Here is a 19,335-nt window from a genome sequence, read left to right as displayed (position 1 = left end):
TTATGAGCGAAACTAAATTGTTTGGTGAAGCTTTTAAAATCTATAACAAACACCAGCGTGTTGTAGTTCAGTTCCAGTATACAGAGACCCAAAAGGATGAATATCCTTCGGTCACAATCGAGATTGCGCCACTTCTTGGCACTGATGCAAACTGGCAGGAAAAAATTTCCGTCCAGTTGACAAGGTATGAGCTTACCAGCTTTACTCAGGTACTGTTCGGCCTTGCTCGTTTATCTGAGGGGGCTTATCACGGTTCTAAGCGTAACAAAGGTTTCAAATTACAACATAATGGACCCGAAGGGATTTCACTATCCTTATCAGAAGCAGGGCAGGTTAAACAGTGTTTGTTTAATCCGCAAGAACGTACTGAATTAGGTTCGTTTATCATTCGACGTCTTGCTATGGGATGGAAAATGACGGTTGCTGATGTGTTGGCAATACTCCGCCAAAGCGCTTTGCTTGAGAGAACAGCTAAAAAAACAGAGAGCTAGCGTTTTGAAACCATAGCGATCATCAGCAATATTACCCACCAAGGCATAGAAAATACAATTGTGGCAGACATAATAGATACACTGTAAAGCCAATAACCAACCACCATTTCGGTTAGTGGATAATAAGCCTCGAAAATGAAGACAATCCCCGTTAATAACACTCCTACGGCTATCGCTCCCTTCCATGCGCTCTGCATATCAGCTTTGCTTGGTGTCGAGTGAAACGCCACAACGCTGCTGATCAGCATCCAGAGCCAGAACTGAGGCTCCGAGCTCACGGAAAGAATCGCAATACCAGCACCAGAAATGCCGTACTGCACAGCATAGAAAGCATCTTTGACTGGATCGCCCGTTATTCCCATAGGAATTTCTACTATGCGCCAAGCCAGCGTATCCAATAAGCCTGGAAGCATTAGCTTTGTAGTTAAGTATATGACTGCACCAGCTCCTATCAAAGGAGCAATACCAATAAAGAAAAGCCCGACATTTTGCAACGGTGACAACACGTTCCATTGATGCTCGACGTATCCCAAGCGGCCATGCCCAGCTGTGTATTCAAAAAACTTTATTTTGGTTATTCGGTGCCGAAAAAGGAACGCCGCAATAGCATGACTGAGTTCATGAATAGGCACTCCAATAGCTGCTGTAGCTAAGTACACCCCCCGGCTGGCTTTATTGCGAAGCGCAATAGGGGTTAACAACTTTCCAATAAGGTTTTGAATAATGACCACCAGCACAATGGGCTGCAAACCAACTAAAAACCATGTCAGAAATGATACGAGCATGTTAAATTACCAACCTCTTACTTGCATTTCGCATTTGCTCATCTTTGATGCGAATATACCTTTGAGTGGTAGTAACGCTAGCATGTCCCATCATATCCTTTAAGGTCATGATATCAACGCCAGTTTCCAATAAGTCGTTCGCGTAAGTCCGACGCAAATCATGAGGAGAGCAATGCTCTAACCCAGCTTCCATTCGTCGAGTTCTCAAGATTTCGTAGATTGCCTGATCTGTCATTCGACTGTCTTGTACATCATCATGTCGTCGAATTCTTGGAAAAAGAGGCCCAGGCTGTTCACCTCGAACATCATTAACCCACAATTTTAATCTTCTAAGCGTTCCGTCGGGCATAAAGGCCAATCGTTCTTTATTACCTTTACCCATAACTGTAATTGCTTGTTCTCGCCAATTTATATGGCCTAGATCTAGGGCCACTATTTCACCTCTCCTTAAACCGCAGCCTAAAAGCACCCCAAAAATTGCACTATCTCTAACTCCTTTACATCGTGAGTCTTCATCACACACTTTGAAAAGCTGGGCAACTTCATGACGTTCTAGCGCTCTCCCTTTGGGAATTCTTTCGCCACGCACATTCTTTATTTGCTTGATATGGTGATAACTTTCCATATCAATCTGCTTCATTGTCCATGCTTCAAGAGCGACGCCTTTTAACCCAGCAAGATAGGTGTTAATGGTGTCTGGAGCTCTTCCTGCATCAATAAGCAAGTCAATAATACCCTGGACATGGTGGCGTCTCATTGTCCCCCAGTCACAATGAAACATGCTTTGGTTGCCCGTCATTTTGGCTACATTATTCAGGAAGTAACCCATTTTTTGACGGCTAAGCTTTGAGCGGAGACTAAGTAAATAGGCTGATGCCGCGTTAGTTTTTATACTGCTCTTAATCTGTTCTGCGGTGATCAGCTCTCCTTGTTGTTCCGCAGTTATTATGTTGTTAGCGTGATATTCCATGTTGGTTTCTCTTCTTTTCATGCACGTTGTATCGAGAGTAGGGGCCACATTCACTGATTATTTTTTAAGCCCTAAAGCTACCATCAATAAATCTACGAACTTCTGGGATATTGTTGGTTGCTTTTCTTCTTTAGGAGCTTTAGCAGCTTGTTCATATTGCTGGATCAAGGGTTCAAACCGTACTGGATTACATAGCAATTTATATACAGTCATATTTGGGCTCTCAATTGGTTTATTGCTTTCAAAACCGAACTGATCCACCAGGTATTTAGCAACAGCTCCACTGCGTGAACGACCAAAATAGCAGTGAACGTAGATTTTATTCACTCCAGAAGAGATTAGTTGAGATATGAAATTTTTTAGTTTCTCTGCCTGTTCTGAATCAATATAAGAACAATAGCGCATTCGAAACTCATCTTTATGGATGTGGATAGCGTCTTCACTATAGCCTCCATCAAAAAAAGAATCTCTGTATATCAGCTCCCAGGAACCTAGTTCAGCTAAAGGTTTTCCCGGATCGGTGATAGAAATCATTGCTACTCCGGGCTCTGGGTGAATAGTCTCAGCCTCTCTCTGGCTAACAAAAATAACTTTTCCGTTACACATTGGCTTCTCTTCGAGTGTTCTTTTGGGACAATAAAGGGAATTTTGTCTTTGTTTTGTTAGAACAGCTTTGTATCTGGCTGTTTTTTAATTACTTTTACTCTTTGTTCGTTTGGTGCAATCTTGGTTTTGCTCGCTGTTTCACTAGAACAGTCAATACCTGCTTGCGTCTTTGGGGTGGGAATCTAATAGTTCTTTGGCCTGGCGTTCACCTTCTGCTGTATTAACTGGAAGGGTTGTATAAACACCATAATGGCGCATGTCTACAATATAGTCTCTACAGCATAGAGCTACATTATGAACTTTGCCCTCTGCATCGAGACCACCAAAGGTATGACATGGCTGAGTAAACATTCGCTTGCACTTTGAGCAACGAGCGCTGTTTTTGTTGATCACTCTACTTAGAACTTTTTCAAACTTTGTTTTATTTAGCATATGTTACCTCCAGAACCTAAGCATCTTCCGTGACCGCGTAACAAATAAAATCCATAGCTGCTCGTTAACACCGTGCTCAAGAGTATGTTTTTTCATGTCCTCTTTTAGTTTATAGAACTCCCTTTTAAACAAGACATGCCGTATAAGGGTAACTGCAAAACCAAGAGTTGAAAGTACTGCTGCTACTAGTGCCATTTCAGTTAAATCCACGATTTTCCGCCTCCGTACCTTGTTGTGCCGAAATATGAAAATAAAAGTGTGTAGGTAAAATAAAGTTTGCCAACATACAACTCTATGTAGAATAGAGTTCGCCAAAATGGATAACGCCACTGCTAAACCACCCGGTATATCATGGTTTTAGAATAGGACGGCTATCGTTCCTTTTATCCACTCAAAAAGGTGCTTATACGTGACTTTATGCCCCTCGTGCGCGAAAAGTGAGTCGCAAACTATTCGACCTTTAAATTTTACAAGCTCTACTTTGGAAAAGGTACATTTTCGTAAGTAGAGAATTTAAGGTTAATATTACACCAGTTATTGGCTGTCTTGGAACAATAAAGTTTGTGACCACATTAACTGAAGAATGGCGCAAAGAAACCACTTACCCAGATAAAAAATACAAAGACTCCATTTGGGTAAATAAAGCATACCGCTCCAAGCCCCCAACATTGATTACAGGCTGGAATCACCGACTACAGCGTTTTTGTAATCAGTTTAATTTCATTGTAACCGAAGAGGATTTCGTTGAATGCCTTGAGTCGAATCCTCGCTCACCAAGTCGTGTAAAAAAAGATGTAATTGTTGGAAAACCATGGCACATGACACCCCATCAGTTTAGGCGTACCTTGGCTTTTTACTGCATCAAAAACCGTCTAGGTACTTTGGTTGCGCTCAAACAACAATTTAAGCACCTCTACCTCTCGATGACCGAGTGGTACACCAATGGTGGCAAACTTGCGAGCCTACGGGACCTGAAAGTGGACGAGAAAGTGCAAAAGGCACTCGATGAAATCAATGCAGAAACCACCGCGAATAAAATCTTTAGACAGTGGCATTCTGATGAAACGCTATCAGGGACTCATGGCAAAGCAATCATGAAAATGCGAGGGGATGTGCCGACCATTTATAGCTCATGGGACGTTATCTATAAAGCAGTAAAGGATGGCAAATTGACACTGCATGGTTCAATGCACAGCTATTGCAAATCTGGTTATGATTGCGATATGGACGGTGTGGTCACTCCCCAGTTCTGTGTTGATTGTGGCTCTGGAAGTAGCATCATTGACGAGCAGCAGGCTAAGTGGTGGCAGAAAAAGCACCGCAGTCTAGTTGCTTACATGGAATCTGGCGAAGAAATTTCGGTAAGTGAACATAGCCACTATGTCACTCAAGTAAGAGCCGCAGAGAAAGTCATGGCTGACTTTGATATGTCCTTTACCCCTTTTGAACCTGATTTGGAGGTAGCTAACTTATGAGCAAGAGCGAAAATACACTATTAGTATTAGAGGCAGCTCTAGAGCGCATTAAACAAGGAAAACCTAAACGTATTCCCGCTCACCGTAAACTTAGTGTTAGAGCTGTCGAGGAAGAGGCGAATTTGGGTAATGGCAGTGGCTATTACTACCCTGATTTTGTTGAGAAGGTTAAACAGACCAAAGCTGAAATTGCGACAGGCAAAGGTGAAATAGTCCAACCAGAGATCCAGACTGTACGCACCAAGCTAAACGAACAAAAGCGTATCAAGCAAAACTACAAAGAGAAGTATGATACCGTTAGGCAGCAATTAGCAGACTTTGCAGCAGCTCAGCATCATCTGAATGACAGACTCGTTAAAGCTCTTAGTGATAAAGAAGAGTTAGAGTTTGAAAACACCAACCTTAGAGCACAATTGGCTGAACTGAAAAAGACGAAAATTATACAAATAAAGTAGCCTTCATCTGCATGACTTTAATGCTTATGACCTGAACTTCCAAAGGGTTTAGAAGATTTTACTTAGGTTGCGCAGGTCATACAAAAAACATTTACAAATCTAAATTATACTCTTCGCCATTTTGGACTTTTTGAAGCAAATCTACGGCATTTTGCGAGTATTTGTGAGTCATGGACTTTGCTCCCGTTTTTATCGAGAGATGGTAATTATTATCAGAGTTTTTAATGTTGACTCCTTTATCCTCCCATATCTTATTGAGCAGTTGCTCTGCGTGGTTCCAATAACTCCCCCCCAAAGCCTTAGCAACATCAGTCAAAGTGTAATCAAAATTAGCGTTTAATGCCTGAACATCAGTAAGGTGGGTTATTCCAAATAAAGTTGGTAATTTCTCAGAGTTTTCCTCAATATCCTGAAGCATTTTAAAGTTAAAGGGCAATTCCTGCTTAGGTAGATCTGAGTTTGCTAGCTGATACGTCCGAGCAAGCAAGGAACGGATAAGCCGCGGGTTTACCGTTATCTCAGGAGTGCAAGATGACAAAGCATCAAAAATCCACTTGAAGCCAGAAGCATAAATAACCTTTAGTCGAACGCTTCTCGTCGCATCAATAGTAACTAGTTGTTCTGTTGGAAGATCGCGCTTATTCTCTGAATCTGGTTCAAAACACACCATATAGATGTTTGGTATTAACTCACCATTAGGCGCAAGGATCTCGTCGATATCTGACAAAATACCTTTAATGTTGGTATCTGTAGCGCTATAACCAAAGAAAAAGAGTGGGTGTTCTGCGAAGTAAGTCAATAATTTAGCACTTAAATACTTTTTCCGCTTATTGAAGTCAGTATAGTCTTCGGCTGTAAGAACAATCGTTTCATATTGAGATGAACAGCCATGCATTTTGAGAATTTCACCGTAAGAAGTATAATTGGCTCTCACTATCTCTTGTCCAACAACTTTATGATAGTCAGGAAAAATTTTCTCTAAGGCATCATCGTAATTTGTTGTAATAATAGAGTGGGGCTTAACCTTTCTAAGTGATTCAATTTCATCTCTATAAGCATTAGCTTTAACATCAAACTTGTCAGCTAAACCATTGATATAAGAAGCCACTTCATACTTGATATAACTATCTTTAGTTACTTCAGGTTCAAACATCTCATTGGGAAACTTATCTTGCCCATCCTCCCAAGCCCACTCTGAATAAGTGTCAGCAAAAACAGATGCAATTTTTGTATTATCCTTGGCGTACTGCTGCTGATAATAAGCAAAGCGCTTTGTGATAAGAGGGCAACGCTCAGCTAAATCAAGCATTAGAGTATCCCAGCAAGGGGCATCAAAATACCTCTGAGACATGCCTGAGCCAACAAACAAAATGGGCTGCACTTGTAAATTTTCCATACAGGCTTCGATGTCTGCTTTAACAGACTCTTTATATTGCTCGTAAATCATCGATCTCCCTCTCAAATTGCACTTACCTAAGCCCTCTTAGACAGATATGCTTGTAGTTTATATTCAACCATTCTGACGCTATAGACAGTATTTTGACAAGCACATAATCTGTAGATTTAGACAGTCAAATACTAAAAAGAAAAAATAAGCAACATAAGGCATAAAACAGACTCTTTTATATGTCACTAATTATTGCATAGACACAGTTCTGGAAAGTGCTAAGGTAAACTTACTCCCCTCTTACGAAAACCAAAACAATCAATTGATTAAAAGGGGAAAATTGAACCTTGCAAATCGTAACATCTTATCGATTCCAGCGTTGTAAAATCAGACAATCATCAACTTGAAGTTATAGGGGGCGGTTTTGAGCAACACTCAACCCATATCCAAAACAGGTATGCAAGAAAAACTAAAGCAAGCGATCATCAGCGACGGGCCAAATACTCGTTACTTTCAAAGTCGGTTGCATGAATTAGCGTTTTATTATTCGCAACTCTGCGAGTATCAAACCAATATCTACGATACACACTTACAGTTTCGACCCATTCACCAGAAAGATATATCAAGAGCACGCGACCTGAGAAAACTACATTTAGCCTTATTTCATGAGTCTAAAAGCGAAGAGCTTGCCGAGATGGGGATTGATGCAAAGGAAGTAACTCAAAACATCAAGACAGCATTTGCTCAACTGACTTTGGGGAAATTGGGATGAGTTCATTTAATCCACCCGAGATCAGATATCAATACCTGAATTCACTGGGTATCACCTCAGAGGAGTTGCATGAACAGCACCGTTTAGCCTCAGCATTGATCGACAGCTTAGATAAAGGCACATTGACCAGTATTCGAAATGCTTTCTTAGACTCGACAAGAACGAGTAATGCTGGCGAACTTTTCATTAACATCGATAAGATAAATATCTTGTTGCGTACTGGCAATTCTGGAGCAGAACATTCCATGATACGCAATGGCTATGGCAGGTTAGTCTCACCTACCCGAAGTCATACGATAAATGGAGATAGGTGCATATCTGGCTTTGACTTTAAAGCATTGATTGAGGCGAGAATTCACATTTCTTCACGGAGAAATCAACGGCAAAACCTGTACCTCCGATACGTACATCAGTTGGTAGAGTACTTAATTTATCATCCAACGCTACGCGATTATCATAATTTATACGCTGATGAAGTGGAGCGATATCGACCACAACTAAAAAAATCCCGAATTGAACACTATAAAATCACACAGTGCGAATTTACTGGCGAATGCATTGATAACAACGCTAAGGTTGAATTTGCTCACATTGACAGCGTGGTAACTAACCCGCACAAGGCAATTAGCATTGATAATGGAGTAATTATACTCAAAAACATACATTCAGACATGACTCGAAAGCACATCCATACCTTCGAAGATATGTTGGATTATTGCATTGAGAATAATTACAGTATCTTATGGGCTGATAACTATGTCCGATAACGGTATCGCGTAAAAACTGTTAAAGGCAAAAATAATCGTATTCCCTTAGTCAGTTTTCTGGAAAGTGGTATCATCAGTGCTCCATTTTTAGAAAAATGGCCAAGAATCGATATTTTTCTGGAAAAAGCTAACAAGCCTTACCACTCAAACCTTTCCAGATTTATTTCAGAACCCACTTGTGTTGGTAGTTCGTACAGAGGCCAGAAAGTTTGTACACAAAGCCAAGATTGGGATAATAAAGTTTGTACAGTAGTTATTAAGGCCAACTAAAACATGGTGTTAGAGGTATGACTTACCGCAAGGTGCAGACAGAACTAAAGGGTGCAGCAAACCGATTACTCCTATTAGTGTACAAACTATATTGTACCAACTACCGCAACTAACTGATTTACTGTCCCGTTATGTACAAACTTTATTATGCGAGAACATTGGCTTGTGGCGACAAAAAAGTCCTCCCTCAGGTTGCATATTTCACCACCAGCCAATCCGGTTGGTTTTCGGCTAAAGTCTTGCGAATTATTCCACTCGGAATAATTGACCTTTGGGTGTATAATCCTACGGGGTTCTTATGGGTGAAACAGCATGTTCTTGTTAAACAATACAAATTTTGACATTAGCACTGCCGAGGAGATCCCTGAACGCATTCAGTTATTGATTGACTCATCATCTCCGCTAGAGGCAAATCTAATGACAATCGTAACTCAACGGGAAATGTATCTTGCCAACTTTTCCCGGATGAATGATCAAGAGAAATCCAATTTTGTCGCTTCGTTGACGCGCATGTTCATGCGTAACTCGTGGACTAGATAATTTTCAAGGTGTTTTGTGAATTTCTATCAGAAAGGAGGAAGTGAATATTTATTTGTCTGTGACCTGTTTAAGGAGCTTCGGAAAAAAAGCAACTTATCTCAGGCTGACGCGGCCAACCATATCGGTGTTAACCAATCTTTCATTTCCAAGTTCGAAAATGGTCATACTGGGATTGACCTATTTGATGCATTAGCTCTCCTTGACTTGTATGGTATCGATCATGTTGATTTTTTCTATATGCTTGATCAGTTTAAAAAAAAGGAGATTAGAAAAGGTGCTCTACTCGACTACTTTTTATCAAGAAGCTAAACCTAATTACTCCAAATCCCTTTCATTAGATTAAACATCGAGTAGTTTAAATTCTTGCGTTCATCGCCTTGCGGGTAAGGATGCTTGTCATGATGTTCTTTAGGCACATCTGAAAGTAAAGTGTCCATAACAAGCCAATCACAACTTATTCCTTTGCTTATAAGTGAGTCCTGGACAAAAGCTTCAAAAGCCCTGGCTAACATCTCGCTTCTTTCTATCCAGTATTTTCGCGCTCCCTTCTGGCCTGCCAGTTTCTGTGATTGATTGAAATACTTAGTACCAGAGCAAAGTTGCTTAGTAATGATATTCCTCATAAGGAGAATGTTTTTCCTGAACTTATCAGGTGCGTTTTCCATGTCTACGCCAGTAATAAACTCACTGATCAATTTACCCTCATATCCTCTAGACCTTGCCAGAAGAGCATCAACTCCGTGGAACCACTCGTGAGAAATTGCACCAGGTCCACTCCGCCGAGTCAAATTGATGATATTTAGGTCTGGCTCATAATGGGCGCTTGCTTTCCCCTGCCCCCTTGCGCCGAAAGCTATGCCAAGTTGTCCTCCAAGCCCTATCCATCCGTCTGGTATCTCTAATATATGAGCTAATACCTTGAATGCATAAAAGCTATTGTTTACAAACAGTTGACGTTCTTTGTCTGGCATAGAGCTCCCAAACTGAACTCCTCTAAAATTGAACGTGTTTATGAATTGTTCTGGTGTAACATCATAGCTGAGCTGTATGTTTCTTATCGTTTCGATTTTCTTTCTGGGGATATAGGGCGATACATCTAAATTCATGTGACAACGTAATGCATTTATAGCATCCGTTTCACTTTTGAATTTGTTAGGGAACTCTTCTGTTTCTTTATATACAAACCGTTTTCCTTGTATCGAGCACAGTCGGTAGAATCCCCCCTCGAAGGCCACCGGAAATAGGTCAACATTGTATGGCTTGATTGTATAAGGCCACCCTAATTTTGGCAGCAAATGAATTAAAGATGATTGTCGTAGCGTCAAGGCAAACGGAGTTTTGTAGGTTCTATTTTCACCTCTACCAACAGCGTACAATGGGTAAACATCTCTAATATGTTGCCTACCAGTTTTCTTAGGGATACCCATCCGACTCCGAAATCGTTCCGGTAGCAACTTTACATCATCATTGTCAGCTACGTTTTCAAACAACTCTTGCAAAACAAGTAGTGATTTTTCGTATGCGTTTGTCCATTGCTCTTGACTGACAGATGGCTGAGCTGGACGGGGGTTATTCCTCCAACCAGAATAGTAAACCGATAAATATGCGCATACTTCAACTGACAGACCATCATCACACAATTCTTGCCAATTAGGTTCCGGCCAAATTGATTTAAGGCTAATGTTTGTGTCGCCGTTATCTTTCCCTAATACCAAATGCTTCTTTGCAAAAGGTAAATACTCTCCGGTGTCGTCTAACTTGCCCATATAATAAGACTCTTGGTTCTACTATAGAATTACACTTATACACCAGAGAACACTTAGTTAACTAACGCGGAAATGCCCAATCTCGGCAGATTTATAATGCATGAACAAAGCCTTAAAAATCCAGCCTTCTTACCGATGCTTGTTCGCGTACTTGAGTTGGGTTCAATTGAAGTGCTTGGTTCATATGGTGTACTCCTTTCAAATGGGTACACCAACCCCAAGAGGGTGATGTACCCTCGTGGGTTATAAAAAGTGAATTAATGCTGTTTATTTATGGCGACCAGCTATCGCACATCAGCGCTCAAGGCACTTTCCTAAGAAACCTGTTTAGGATGCTTAGGAAAGCGAGGGGTTTCCCCCTGCGCTTTTGAACTATCCCAGGTTAACGACAGGGATACTTGCAACATTGACATTGAATACCCTGTCTATAACACTTTTTGCGAACTCAGCTACGGCGTATCCAATTGCCGAGTCCTTCTTATTTACACATATTTCAATTCGGGAAAAAGGAGTCAGGGGCAATGTTTCGCCTTCATGCTCAGAGCTATATTCAACAAGACATTCCCCATTTTCATCAGTACAAACATAAAGTTTATTGTTTTTAATCAAAAACCAGTCTGTAGCAAAACTATCGTGGTAAGTAAGACTACTAGTTTTTTTTACAACGACAGCCTGATAAAACCTTTGAACCTCTCCACCAGAAGCAATGTGTTCAACAACATTAATATAGTGGTATTGATATCCATCAATATTGCTATCGGTATCAATAATCACTTCCTGCCTTAATGAAGTGTTAAAAATATACTTAATCATTGTTATCTCCTTAGTTTTTAAGGAGAGAGCCCCTAGAGGGCACATCTCCCTCCAGGGTTAAACTGAAAAATTAATATTTATTCATTCAAAGTTAAAAACCATCGCTTCATTGGAACAGTAACTTCAATCATTCCATTACCACAATAAGCTCCCCAAAAGTTATAAGTAGTCTCAAACATATCGAACTCGAATAGTGTTTGAATATGCTTATCAGTAATGGGGTTAAATGGTCCACCGCAGCCAACATGCATCGCTATGCCATAATCTCGCATATCGAAATCATCTAGGTTTTTTCCACCCACAGAAGCTATCAAATTCTCACCTCTGATTTCACCTTCACGTAAAAGCAAGACTGCTTCTTCGTAACTCGCATATTGTGTCGTTAAATTCACAATATGGCCATGCTTAGGTTTGTGTTGTTCCGATAGTGATTTCAGTAGTTGCTTCACACTCTGAAATCTTGCGTAAAGCCCTGGCGTGAATTGTCCTGCGAAAGTTAAGTTCGGACAGATCAACTCAAGCATGTCGTCAGGTATAGAACTAAGCCCCATTTGCTTTGCAAGCGGCTCAGCTTTTTTCATTGCATCTTCAACTACCATTGGGTTTCGAAGATGTTGCGGCATATCCATAGTTATTCTCCTTTGGTGAGACGAACAGACCCATCAGGTTTGGTTCCCCTCAGTAATTAGATGGTCCGGTAGCTAAAATGCTACCGGAGTTTATTAACAATCTGAGCTGCCTGTTCTGCAAACGGCCCAGAGTAATGTATGTCCATTTTTTTTGAACACCAGACAGTTCCAATTATTAATTGGTTGAAGTTTCTGTCTTTGTAACGTTGACGCATCAATTCTAGATAGGCGCTCTCATCACCTTCCCACCCCAAAGGAGGTGAGAAGGGACAAGTAGCTTCGTTACCTGGCTCAGTGTTTACTTCTGCTAGGTTATACACGCCCATAAGCACCTGCCCTACGCGCAATAAACTCGCGGAGTGTACTAATCGGCGGGAATCCCATCTGTCCTTGAGTTACCAGGACATCGTTCCAATCTATACCTTTTGCACGAGGTGGAATGGGCAGCTTAGGTAACAGCACATGAACTGTATATCCTTGCTTTTCAAGCTTAGATTTCAGCACATTTGCGGAGCGTTCCCCTGTTAGCGACTTATCCTTATCTGCAAAGATAACGACAGTGTGGATGTCTAACTCGTCTGGAACTTCAAAGTTTTCCAAAAGAGTAGCATTCACTGTGGACCATGTAGGGATGTGAGTAGCACGGAACCCAGACAATGCTGTTTCCAAGCCTTCTGCCAAACCTAATACTCCTTCTGTTGGCATACCTAAGCGAACTGCACCGCCAGTGACACTCAATCCATCAGGAACAGGCATCATCTTTTTAGCGCATTCTACTTTGGCCTTCTTACCACTTTTGGTCAGATATGTACGATGTAAAGTAACCAAGTTTCCTTTCGCGTCTCGGATGGCTTGTACTGCGGCTGGAAATTTTCCAACCTCATTACCATCTTCATCGTAATAGGACATACTTGGGTGGAATCGCAGGCTGTCTGTCTGTTCTACTACATCATGTGCAAACAAAAGTTTGCGATTGACGAAATAGGCACGTAACGGCTCAGCTGCTGCACAGTTAAAGGGCAAACATTCATTCCAGATCTTCTCAATTTTTTCACAAAGGCGAGCATTGTAAACACGTTCGCGTTGAGCTCTCTTTTGCATTTCCTCTTGAAGTTCCATCAACCAAGGCTTTGACTGCTCAGCAAAGAGCGGAACAACCTTGCTTTCTGAATGTTCTTGTTCAACTACGGCTTCTTGGTGATGCTCAACAGGGCTACATGAAGAATGATTATCCTCATGTTGTTCTGTCGGAACATTTGAATCAGCCCATGACTCTTCGTTATAAGAACCAGGAGCAGAGTGAGAGACATAGCTGCTGTTTGAAACCTTTGCCTGCGCTACAGACTCTGGTTTAGCAGTACGAACACTCTTAGTTTTCACTTCAACCAACCACGTATTGCGATGTGTTTGAACTGGTTTCTCACCAATGATCTCTCCAGTGCCTTCTTCAAATACAGGCTGCATTACGGTAACAGCTTCACGTCCCAAATTTGTGAGAGTGACTTCATCACCATATACAGCACCGCATTCTCCGATTGCTCTTTCTAGATCAACGCCCCAAATCTTACGTTCATTGCCCGTTGATAAACGAATGTAAGCAAAATAGCTTGGTTCATTTATCGGGTCGTCCTGGTAAGGAGCTTGACCGTGAGCAATTAAAGTGCCCTGATACTTAGGGCGACGATTTGGATCGTATTTGGTGTTATTCACTTTTGCCGGAGCAGATTGCTGTGCTCGGCGCGGTGAACTTGTATTATTGGAGCTTTGCTGACGCTTGAAATGCTTTGGAGCCATCAACAAGTCACCAACTTGCTGTAGGCATTCAGTAAAATCCCACCCTCTTGCTTGGTTTAATAGCTCAAAGCCATCATGCCAAGAACCGCAAGAACAAATAGCACCACCTGTTTCGTGAGCATCTTTGAACATACGGAAGTCTTTTTTTCCACCATGAAACGGACATGTAACATGGGACTTTCCCGCTTTTTTGAGTGCTGGTTCCAGTTCAGGCATTAAATGCGCCAAAATGAAAAGCCATTGACCCTTAGCGAGGCTACGAACTTCGTCTGCTTTATAGAAATATGAGTTATCCATAGTGTTTCTCCTTAGCTGAAACCCCGACATCGAGGCTTCCCTAAGTCCCCCCGTATCAGGGGCTTTAGGGAAACCCCGACACCGGGAAAAAATAGCCAAGGAGGCTCCCCTACCGGAGATGCTCTCCCCGGCTGGGGTTTGATTTTGGGCTATTGACCATTAACTCTGCGTATGGCCTTACCCAAGAAGGATTGCATCAGGTGATTACCTGATGATTTGAAGTAAGTTAGCCAGTCGATCCAATTCCACTTAGCGTAATCATCAAGAGATGGAGGGTTAAAAGCTCCCCAAATCTTACTGTTTACGCCTTCGCGGAGAACGTAAGCTACTTTCTCGATTACTTCTTCTTTACTCATTAGAGTAGAGATTTTGCAAGGAGGCATCATAATGAGGCTCTCTGCTTGTTCATGAGTAATCTTCTCTATGGTGCCAGCGTTGATATCCACGACAAACGCTTTGGTTTCTGGTCCTTGTTCTGACCAGATCCAATACGTTATATGAACGGGATTAACGCCAAGTCCGACCGGAACGATTTGAGTTCCAGAAGGACGCAGTAACCAAACGAATTTACCGCTTGGATTGCTTTTGAAACGTTCGAGCTCTTTACCATCAATCTCCAAATTAGATTTGAAATGGAGAGGTAGTTTTTCCGCATTCGAAATTTCAAGCATACGTTGTTGCAGATGTTGCAGAATTGCAATGTTAGACATAGGTGTACTCCTACAGTTTGCAGGTACACCTGGCCCATGTCGGGTTGGTGTACCCGACTGGGTTATGAAGGGTGAAAGAGAACTTTCACTTAAATTGAATGCTGTTTGTTTTTAGCGACCAGCTATCGCGTCTTCACTCTCAATGAGAGTAGAATTCGTCACTTTCCGTTAGGTGCTCTATAACACCTAAGGGAAAGTGGGGGCTTTCGCCCCTCACTGTTAATCATCGTAGAAATATCCTTGCTTGTCACACGACTCTGATGCCGAATAGGCTTCATATCGCGCATTTTCGTTAAACGAAAATTTCAGAGGATAAGCAATTGAAGGCGGAGTTTGCTTTGTTAAACGTCCATTCCATTCATGCTGTTCCATTGTGCCAGATACTCCATCGACGGTGAACATTTCATCATAACCATTTATCTTTACAATCGGGAAGTCAAACAAGCCAAGAGCTTCTATCACCATCACCTTGTCTGAACAAGCATAAACTTGCTTGTTCTTATCTCGGTAAAAATCAAAGCCACAGCTCAGATAAACCCCTATGATCCGCAAAGTTTCGTCATCCATTCCAGATGCAATGTTCTTATCTAAGTTTGCTTTTGCCAGCCAGACATGGGCGTTGACTCCACCAAATATTCCATAGCCCTCGTAAGCATTTTCCTGTAATGGTTTCTGACCATGAGGTTGTAGTAAGTAAACAGTGCGAACTTGACGTCCAGAATATACATTCGAGATGCTTTCTTTTGAATCACACGTTTTCCAGCTAAAAAATCCCATAGTGTTTCTCCTTCAATTATTTAAATCGAAGGGGGTTGCCCCACAAGGGGAGCAAGCCCCCCTCTAGGGTTAAGTAAAAATGTTAGGCCGCTTTACGAACTAACGATTCCTGCATTTGATGATGTTCTGATATAGCATTTTTGAGCTGTATTTTACGAACTTCTGCTATGGCATTACTGACCAATTCGCGGCGGTAACTTCCATAACTTCTGTCATTAACATCTATAACCAGGCCACCTATAGATTCAGATGCTAGTTCCTCTTCCGTCTCTCGGTCGAGGATCTTAGCTTCCAACCTCAGATAGCGCTGCTTACCATCAACAATATCCTGTATTGTTTGTAATGCTAACTCTTCGTCCCAGCATCCAATATCAAAGTCATGCTCGGGATGCTCTTTAAGCTGGACTGTGTAGTCAGCTGTATTAAACTCCCAGGAAACAACTTCTTCGTATGGCGTACCTTCCACCAGCGCATAGCCTTCGGCTTCAAGCTGTTGGGATGTAGATTTGATGTCATGTTCGAGACGACCCACAAAGTCGTTCCAAATGCTTTGCCATCTAGTGATGTGCTCATCAGTCACTTCACCTGTTACCAGACCAGCGGCACGAATCGCTTCAAAATGCTCCTCAGAGAAACTTTCAAAATCGACTTCATGAAAAAGATCCATGCAGTTATAGTGGCTGTACCGATGCCCATGAGAGTTTCGCTCAATCGACATTCTGCAACATCCTATATCTGCTTCCCTTAATATTTCCAACATAGATAATGCTTCTTTACGAACCAAAAGGTTTTTTACGCGAAGTACGGCGTTTTCACCTGCTGTATTTGGGTCATAAATTCGCAGCATAAGCTTCTCTATATCATCCTCATCGAGGTTTCCATAGAAACTCATACCATCACCTTGACAGTAACTAAGGCTGTACTCGATTGTCAGACCTTCTGGGTAGCCAAGTTTTTTCAGTTGGTTATTGAAATGAGTTTTAATCATAGCTATCTCCTTGTTTTTTTTGAGGAGACACCTCCCCCTAAGGGATTGGTGCCCCCTTAGGGTTTTAATGATTTCGGATTTAATAGTTAAGCACAGATGTCCAAAAGACCTTTCCGAGCGATCAACTGATGCTCTTCAAAGTCTTCCGGTGCAGAAGTGTCATAACCTTCACCATCGCTGTAATCTGGAGTACCCAGCACGATGATGTTGCCTACAACAGGTGAATCTGCACCATGTAATATACAACCGAGCTTGATACCGCTACTGAACAGTCCTTCTTCATCAAGATAAAGACTGACTGTTTTTCCATTCGATAGCTCCCAATCAAAGCTCTGGACCATGCTACAGCCGATTAGCTTATACATAGTTTGTAATCCGTCTTCTTTTGGAATATCGACTGGAGTGCAGCCTTCTGCGGTTATTAAATAGCCTTTGTTAGTGGCCTTAGACATTGCTTCATCACAAATTGACATGGAATCCTCCAAATATGTCATTGAGGGACACCAAGGCCCCAAAGGGGCTTTGATGCCCCGTTAGGGTTTAAAGATTGGTTTACTTATACGGTCACAGCGTCGATATCTAGGTATTGGCGGCAACCTGTTTTAGGGTGACAGCGGTGGCGAAAATTGTGCTTACCACCTTGCGTACCCATGTATTGCCAGCACTCTCCAGTAACTGACTCTTCACAAACCGCGTCGCCATTATTTAATGGATGTTGGGCCAATTCGTTCCACATTTTGTCCCATTCATCTGTATTTCTTTGTACTAGTTTGAAGTCATTATTATTCATACTTCGGTACTCCCAACCCACTGCTTTCCAAGGTATGCCTCAACTCCCATACGGGCCCATTCCGAAGAGATGGTTAACATGGAAAGTGTTTCATGAGTCCAAGGTGCAGTTGGCTTGATTCGTTTGAGCTCTTTGCCTTCGAGATCTGTCAGAATAAGATCTGATTGTTCATTTCCAGCAAGAATATCTGGCTCTCCCGGACGCTGATCAGTAACAAATTTGATGTAGCAACCTTCGTCATCGCTACATGACAGCAATTTATCTACTGACAAGTTAAGTCCAGCACCGAACCATTGATCTATTGCTTCGATCTCAGGGAAATCAGATTTCAACTGAGATACAACGCCAATCATCTTGTCGAGAGCATCTTGGAACTCCAGCGCATTGCCAGCTGCCACTTCAAGTTTGCACTTGATATATGCAGCGTAGGTATCGCAGGCTTTCACCAGTTGCTGTTCATAGCCACCTGGGGCAAATGCTTCCGCGACTGCACCTTGAAGCTCCAAAGGTAGCGTGTGAATTAACTGCTCCTCAGCAGCTTTTTCAAGTCGCTCGAACTCCCTCGCCAAAGTGTCATTAGCCTTTTTTACTGGCGTCACAACATCCTGACAGAGAACTTCGGCTACATCATGTAGTGCTGCGTGGGAAAGCATTTTGGCAAGATCGACCTTGTTCCCCTTTTGGTTTGCGACATGACCAGCGAGAAGAGCAAGCAACGTAACGGTAGCACTATGCTCCAAGACTGATTCAGGCTGTACTGAATGCATCAGTGACCAGCGTTTTATCAATCGTTGACGCAAAGCAAGTGCTAGGAATCCATAGTTTGAATTTGACATAGTATCCTCCAATGAAGTTTGAAGGGTACACAGTTACCACATAGGTCCCGTGTACCCATGTGGGTTAAGTTGTGAGAGTCCTTGTGGACTGTTCTTGAGGTGTATTTTCGGCCTGACACCGAAATATTTAATCAGATTTCTGATGGAATGTATTCCATTCAGAATGTAGTTGCTGCTTGTAGGCCAGCTACCTTTCAACGTCAGCAAAGCCGACATTTTTTTTAGTCTATCGCCAATCCAAATGGTTCACGAAACGTCTATTTGCCCTTTTAGGGCGTTTGGTTCTCATAAGTAAAAAAACCCAGCAAAAATGCCGGGGTTTTTGTTTACTAAGCCACTAATCACATCAGGTTGGAGTTTAATGTACCCCCCCTCGTATATAACTTGGTAAGGGGTATTTAGCATCGGCTCCCGAGCTTAATAAAAAATCCCACACATCAGACATCAGCCAGTGTTTGATCACATACAGCTCTCCACCGTGCTTAGTGATCACTACTTTTGCTGCTGAACCGCCAAATTTGGCAATATTTGCAGCGCGAATGAATAACGGGTGTTTCATCAGCACAAACTGACGCAAGCATGTCAAGTTGATGTTGCATAGTATCCTCCGTAAAAAGTATGGAGGGCGCACGCCCCCACAGGGACATACACCCCCGTGGGTTTGATATTGAAATATTAAGGAATGATCGGCAGCCAATTATAAATGCGATATGCAATGTATAAACAAGGCACTCCAAATACGAGCCCCCAGAACTGCGCTACTGCATATTGTTTTGCATTCTCAAACCATGCGGCCATATCGGTAAGTAACGGGGGCCAGTCAAACGAAATGGCGACCAAAAGCGGCACCAAAACACACAAACTACCCACAACAGTCAAAACCGATACAATAATATTTCGTTTTTTATGATCGTATTGATACATAAGCTTATTTCCTTCTAGAGTGGGCTCAGAAGCACCCTTCTGGAGCTTCTGAGCTTTTGGA

20 protein-coding genes and 1 pseudogene are annotated in these 19,335 nt (G+C 42.1%); 6 read left to right on the top strand and 15 right to left on the bottom strand.

Annotated features, from left to right (window positions below):
- Positions 1 to 2: 2 nt before the first annotated feature.
- Positions 3 to 491, top strand: a complete 489-nt coding sequence (locus R7E51_RS16850; RefSeq protein ID WP_032073030.1) for a hypothetical protein — start codon at positions 3 to 5, stop codon at positions 489 to 491.
- Here the strand turns inward: R7E51_RS16850 and R7E51_RS16845 are convergent.
- The 3 genes from R7E51_RS16845 to R7E51_RS16835 are packed head-to-tail and all read right to left on the bottom strand — an operon-like array spanning position 488 to position 2,852.
- The gene (locus tag R7E51_RS16845) at positions 488 to 1,276 is read right to left on the bottom strand and encodes a hypothetical protein (protein ID WP_014386791.1); all 789 of its coding nucleotides are present in this window, start codon (positions 1,274 to 1,276) and stop codon (positions 488 to 490) included. The genes R7E51_RS16850 and R7E51_RS16845 overlap by 4 nt on opposite strands.
- A 1-nt stretch (position 1,277) precedes the next feature.
- Positions 1,278 to 2,246 (bottom strand): tyrosine-type recombinase/integrase, encoded by a 969-nt coding sequence (locus R7E51_RS16840; protein WP_014386790.1) that lies wholly within the window; start codon positions 2,244 to 2,246, stop codon positions 1,278 to 1,280.
- A 57-nt stretch (positions 2,247 to 2,303) separates the two neighbouring features.
- The gene (locus tag R7E51_RS16835; protein ID WP_014386789.1) at positions 2,304 to 2,852 is read right to left on the bottom strand and encodes a dual specificity protein phosphatase family protein; all 549 of its coding nucleotides are present in this window, start codon (positions 2,850 to 2,852) and stop codon (positions 2,304 to 2,306) included.
- Between the two features lie 986 nt (positions 2,853 to 3,838).
- Between R7E51_RS16835 and R7E51_RS16830 the strand changes: the two are divergent.
- A pseudogene (locus tag R7E51_RS16830) lies at positions 3,839 to 4,759 on the top strand (hypothetical protein); the annotation flags it as partial.
- Positions 4,756 to 5,214: a hypothetical protein gene (locus R7E51_RS16825; RefSeq protein ID WP_014386785.1), complete on the top strand. Its 459-nt coding sequence runs from the start codon at positions 4,756 to 4,758 to the stop codon at positions 5,212 to 5,214. The pseudogene R7E51_RS16830 and the gene R7E51_RS16825, both read left to right, overlap by 4 nt.
- Positions 5,215 to 5,305: 91 nt before the next feature.
- On the opposite strand, the gene R7E51_RS16820 is transcribed toward R7E51_RS16825, so the two are convergent.
- Positions 5,306 to 6,661: an SIR2 family NAD-dependent protein deacylase gene (locus tag R7E51_RS16820; protein WP_014386784.1), complete on the bottom strand. Its 1,356-nt coding sequence runs from the start codon at positions 6,659 to 6,661 to the stop codon at positions 5,306 to 5,308.
- 364 nt (positions 6,662 to 7,025) lie between these two features.
- Between R7E51_RS16820 and R7E51_RS16815 the strand changes: the two genes are divergently transcribed.
- The 3 genes from R7E51_RS16815 (at position 7,026) to R7E51_RS16805 (ending at position 9,259) form a co-directional block, all read left to right on the top strand.
- Entirely contained in the window at positions 7,026 to 7,373 is a 348-nt protein-coding gene (locus R7E51_RS16815; RefSeq protein WP_014386783.1) for a hypothetical protein, read from the top strand.
- Complete coding sequence (locus tag R7E51_RS16810) at positions 7,370 to 8,140, top strand: hypothetical protein (protein WP_101905927.1); 771 nt, start codon at positions 7,370 to 7,372, stop codon at positions 8,138 to 8,140. The genes R7E51_RS16815 and R7E51_RS16810 overlap by 4 nt, the downstream gene beginning before the upstream one ends.
- An 825-nt stretch (positions 8,141 to 8,965) precedes the next feature.
- On the top strand, positions 8,966 to 9,259 hold the full coding sequence (locus R7E51_RS16805; protein WP_014386779.1) for a helix-turn-helix domain-containing protein: 294 nt from the start codon (positions 8,966 to 8,968) through the stop codon (positions 9,257 to 9,259).
- Between the two features lie 2 nt (positions 9,260 to 9,261).
- Here the strand turns inward: R7E51_RS16805 and R7E51_RS16800 are convergent, their stop codons facing one another.
- From R7E51_RS16800 to R7E51_RS16750, 11 genes are all read right to left on the bottom strand, one after another.
- Positions 9,262 to 10,716, bottom strand: a complete 1,455-nt coding sequence (locus R7E51_RS16800; protein WP_014386778.1) for an LPD1 domain-containing protein — start codon at positions 10,714 to 10,716, stop codon at positions 9,262 to 9,264.
- A 372-nt stretch (positions 10,717 to 11,088) separates the two neighbouring features.
- The gene (locus R7E51_RS16795) at positions 11,089 to 11,529 is read right to left on the bottom strand and encodes a hypothetical protein (protein ID WP_032073026.1); all 441 of its coding nucleotides are present in this window, start codon (positions 11,527 to 11,529) and stop codon (positions 11,089 to 11,091) included.
- A gap of 77 nt (positions 11,530 to 11,606) precedes the next feature.
- Positions 11,607 to 12,158 (bottom strand): hypothetical protein, encoded by a 552-nt coding sequence (locus R7E51_RS16790; protein ID WP_032073025.1) that lies wholly within the window; start codon positions 12,156 to 12,158, stop codon positions 11,607 to 11,609.
- Positions 12,159 to 12,470: 312 nt separating this feature from the next.
- Positions 12,471 to 14,249 (bottom strand): DUF7146 domain-containing protein, encoded by a 1,779-nt coding sequence (locus R7E51_RS16785; protein ID WP_014386774.1) that lies wholly within the window; start codon positions 14,247 to 14,249, stop codon positions 12,471 to 12,473.
- Positions 14,250 to 14,398: 149 nt separating this feature from the next.
- Positions 14,399 to 14,959 carry a hypothetical protein gene (locus tag R7E51_RS16780; protein WP_014386773.1) on the bottom strand — a complete coding sequence of 187 codons (561 nt, stop codon included), beginning with the start codon at positions 14,957 to 14,959 and terminating at the stop codon, positions 14,399 to 14,401.
- A gap of 219 nt (positions 14,960 to 15,178) precedes the next feature.
- Positions 15,179 to 15,736, bottom strand: a complete 558-nt coding sequence (locus tag R7E51_RS16775) for a hypothetical protein (protein ID WP_014386772.1) — start codon at positions 15,734 to 15,736, stop codon at positions 15,179 to 15,181.
- 82 nt (positions 15,737 to 15,818) lie between these two features.
- Positions 15,819 to 16,724, bottom strand: a complete 906-nt coding sequence (locus tag R7E51_RS16770; protein WP_014386771.1) for a hypothetical protein — start codon at positions 16,722 to 16,724, stop codon at positions 15,819 to 15,821.
- Positions 16,725 to 16,810: 86 nt separating this feature from the next.
- Positions 16,811 to 17,197 carry a DUF3846 domain-containing protein gene (locus tag R7E51_RS16765; protein WP_014386770.1) on the bottom strand — a complete coding sequence of 129 codons (387 nt, stop codon included), beginning with the start codon at positions 17,195 to 17,197 and terminating at the stop codon, positions 16,811 to 16,813.
- An 83-nt stretch (positions 17,198 to 17,280) separates the two neighbouring features.
- Positions 17,281 to 17,514 (bottom strand): hypothetical protein, encoded by a 234-nt coding sequence (locus tag R7E51_RS16760; protein ID WP_014386769.1) that lies wholly within the window; start codon positions 17,512 to 17,514, stop codon positions 17,281 to 17,283.
- Positions 17,511 to 18,350, bottom strand: coding sequence for a 5'-deoxynucleotidase (gene yfbR, locus R7E51_RS16755; RefSeq protein ID WP_014386768.1), 840 nt, complete (start codon positions 18,348 to 18,350; stop codon positions 17,511 to 17,513). The genes R7E51_RS16760 and yfbR overlap by 4 nt, the downstream gene beginning before the upstream one ends.
- 675 nt (positions 18,351 to 19,025) lie before the next feature.
- Entirely contained in the window at positions 19,026 to 19,274 is a 249-nt protein-coding gene (locus R7E51_RS16750; protein WP_014386766.1) for a hypothetical protein, read from the bottom strand.
- Positions 19,275 to 19,335 lie beyond the last annotated feature (61 nt).

Source organism: Vibrio sp. Vb1166 (assembly GCF_033338695.1).
GTDB lineage: Bacteria > Pseudomonadota > Gammaproteobacteria > Enterobacterales > Vibrionaceae > Vibrio > Vibrio alginolyticus.
This window is presented reverse-complemented; position numbering and strand designations above follow the sequence as displayed.